Origin of the sequence: Colwellia sp. BRX10-9, assembly GCF_014077405.1 — a bacterium.
Classification (GTDB): domain Bacteria; phylum Pseudomonadota; class Gammaproteobacteria; order Enterobacterales; family Alteromonadaceae; genus Colwellia_A.
The window spans coordinates 1-3,420 of sequence record NZ_JACGVV010000071.1; the positions used below are offsets into that span (position 1 = coordinate 1).

Genomic DNA, 3,420 nt, shown 5'->3' on the forward strand with positions numbered 1-3,420 from the left:
AGAGAAATAAATTCAGTATGACGACTAGATAAATAAATTCAGCATCACGGCAAAAGTGCTAAACAACAAAGCGCAAAAAAGAAGGCATTAAACGAATTATCGTTTAATGCCTTTCGCTATCGAATAGCAAACTGCCAATAAGGGTTACTTCGTGTAACCTCTTGGCATATCACTCTCAGTGGTATAGCGTTTACGCAGTTTGTCTTGACGGCTCTGCGTTGAGGTCTCTTTGCCGTTAATCCACATTTTATCTACTTTCGTACTAAGCTCGAAAGGGTCAGCACTCCATAAAACCAAGTCGGCTTTTTTACCAACGGCAATACGACCCGCATTAATATTAAAAGCATCGGCAACATTGGCAGTAACAGCGGCAAGTGCTTGGTCTTTGGTTAAACCATTAGCAATTGCATTACCCGCTTCAAAACGCAGCTGATACAAGTTATGTGCGTCGCTTATGGCTAAAGCAACATTGATACCTGCTTGGGTTAATTTCGCCGTATTGTCTAGTGAAGAATGCAGCGAATCAAAACTACTCGGTAAGTTATCTAAAGCGCCAAATATAACAGGGACTTGCGCTGCAGCTAATTGCTCAGTAATTAATATCGCATCAGCACCGCCAGCAATCACTAAATCAAGATTAAACTCAGCTTTTAATTTCAGTAATTCGAGTAAGTCTGTGGCGCGGTCGGCATAAGCTACAAGCGGTTTATCACCGGCTAATAAGGCGTTGATAATTTTTTCATCACGCTTTAATTCTTTTGGTTCTTTTTGCTTCTCGTCAGCCTTTTTATCTTTTTTCGCTGTTTTAGCGTCTTCAGCAGCCTTGGTTAAGGCCTTTTGGGCGTCTTCAAGCGTGTAACGCAGTTTTTGTAAGTTTAGAGCGCGTGAACCACTGCTTTTAGCACCAAGATCTATGATAACGGCATTTTCTTTAATGTAAACACTGTCAAACTCGCCTGAGAGGTCTGTTACAAAGGTTTGCCCTTTGAACATACTATCACCACCGCTAGGCACTGAAACGTTACTGGTGATACCACCTTTGCGTGTATAAGGCACAACCGTTGAGCGTGGGTTAAAAGCGATTGATGCATCAAAAGTGATGTCTGCTTTTTTATCACTAGCATCACGGGTTCTTGATACTGCATTCACTTCAACCAAACCTAATGAATTCATAGAACCAATTAAACCCGGTGTCAGTATTTTCCCCATCGCATCGAAGGTTACATCAGCAACAATCTTTTCAGGGTTAATTGCAATAATTTTTCCGTCATCAATAACAACCGTGGCATTTGTTAAAACACCCTGTTCAGTAACCGTATGAATAGTGGCATTGGTTATTGCTAAACTTTCTGCATTAGCATGGCTTATTGCCGCTAAAGCAAGTGCAACTAACGAGGCTTTAAATAATTTAATATTTTTCATGATTACTGCCCTCCCTTTTTAGGTAAAGCAGGAACTTCAGCTTGCCCTAACATAAAGTCACTTGTTGCTTGGTATTTATCATCAAAGCGGTCATACACTTTTGCACCATCAACAAATACTTGTTCAGCTTGTGCATAGACGCTGAAAGGACTTTGATTCCAAAGCACTACATCCGCATTTTTACCCGCTTCTAAACTACCCGTTTTATCATCAATACCTAAAGATTTAGCTGCATTTAAAGTGATCCAACGAATAGCTTCTGCTGGTTTTAAGGCAAAACCATTTTCGTTAGCACGGTACATTACTTTACCTGCTTCTTGGTTTAAACGCTGAATAGTACTGTTTGAGTCTGAGTGAACAATCGCACAAGAGTTTTTCACCGCGTTAACAACCGCAACGTTTTCGTGGATCATGTCGTAAGCTTCCATTTTGAAACCCCACCAATCAGGCCACATGGCTGCACAGTTTCCATTTTCAGCTAATAAGTCAGCAATTTTGTAACCTTCAATCGCATGATGAAAAGTCCCTGACTGGTAATTAAACTCTTTACCCAGATCAATCATCATCGCCATTTCTTCAGCTTTGTAACAATGATTGTGAATTAAAATTTCACCGTCGAGCACACCACGAAGGGTATCAAGCTCTAAATCTCGTGCTGGCGCTAAAGGATTTTTCCCCGCTTCATAGTCACGGTCGTATTTTTCCCATGCATGTTTATACTCAGTCGCTTCTGCCCAAGCCATGCGGTAACCTGCCATGTTGCCCATACGAGTTGAGGGTAATATTTTACGGCTACCGTAAACACGCTTAGGGTTTTCACCACAAGCCATTTTTAAACCATAAGGCGCTTCTGGAAACTTCATGCCTTGCATCGTGTGGCTTGATACATTACGAAGCGTTACACCACGGCCACCAAATAAATTAGCAGAGCCAGGTAAGATTTGCATTGTAGTAACACCGCCAGCACGAGCAGCATTAAAACCAGGATCTTGTGGCCAAATACTGTGTTCAGACCAAACTTCAGAGGTATTGGGCGAACTCATTTCATTACCGTCTGAGTGTGACTCAGCCGACGGGCTTGGATAAACCCCTAAGTGCGAATGCACATCGATAACACCAGGCGTAACCCATTTATCTGTTCCATCAATTTCGACAGCACCCGCAGCGGACAAATTTTTGCCCACTTGAGATATTTTTCCATCAGTCATCAACACATCAGCATTATCAAAACGCTCACCATTACCAATTAATACCGTGGTATTTTTGATTAATGTCGTTTGCTTAGGTAGAGGTTGATAAGTACTCGGATAAGGGTTTTTATTAATAGACACTTTTGGGTCTTGCTGCTCAGACTCTAAACAGCCAGATAACGCGAGTGATACGCTAAGCGCCAACAACGTAGGCGCGATGCTTTGCTTGATATGCATTTAATGCTTCCTGTGCGGATTATTATTTTGGGGTTTAATAGTCAACAATAAAATGATTTGAACAATACGGCAAGTGAACCTGAGCCAATTACGTCCAATGGTTATACATTCACGGTGAATGGAGAATGAAGCAAATAAATAAGAGTATTTCAGATACTAAAAGCACATAGTAAATTTGCCTTCTGGTTTTTGCTCACTCCCATGCCGTCATACAGAATTTATTTCAGTATCTAGCATCTACTCACTTCCATGCCGTCATGCTGAATTTATTTCAATAGCTCGTCTTTGTAGATCAAGTACAGATCCTGAAACAAGTTCAGGATGACGGTGATCGTGTAGCCTTTTTGCCGTCATACTGAATTTATTTCAGTATCTGCTCTTTGTAGAGCAAGTACAGGTCCTGAAACGAGTTAAGGATGACGGAGAGTGGTTTGTTTATTATTCGTATTATCTAACTCCCATGCCGTCATGCTGAATTTATTTCAGTATCTGGTCTTTGTAGAGCAAGCACAGATCCTGAAACAAGTTCAGGATGACGGAGAGTGGTTTGTTGATGATTCGTATTATCTCA

At 41.2% G+C, this 3,420-nt stretch carries 2 protein-coding genes; both read right to left on the reverse strand.

Going from position 1 to position 3,420, the window contains the following annotated elements; all coding sequences use genetic code 11:
- Positions 1 to 144 precede the first annotated feature (144 nt).
- The gene (locus H4J69_RS19430; RefSeq protein ID WP_182245177.1) at positions 145 to 1,413 is read right to left on the reverse strand and encodes an amidohydrolase family protein; all 1,269 of its coding nucleotides are present in this window, start codon (positions 1,411 to 1,413) and stop codon (positions 145 to 147) included.
- 11 nt (positions 1,414 to 1,424) lie between these two features.
- On the reverse strand, positions 1,425 to 2,849 hold the full coding sequence (locus H4J69_RS19435) for an amidohydrolase (RefSeq protein WP_182217337.1): 1,425 nt from the start codon (positions 2,847 to 2,849) through the stop codon (positions 1,425 to 1,427).
- Positions 2,850 to 3,420: the final 571 nt, after the last annotated feature.

What these genes read in the sequence shown, in the direction of transcription:
- H4J69_RS19435 (WP_182217337.1), bottom strand. Translation starts at nt 2,849, where the DNA reads ATGCATATCAAGCAAAGCATCGCGCCTACGTTGTTGGCGCTTAGCGTA.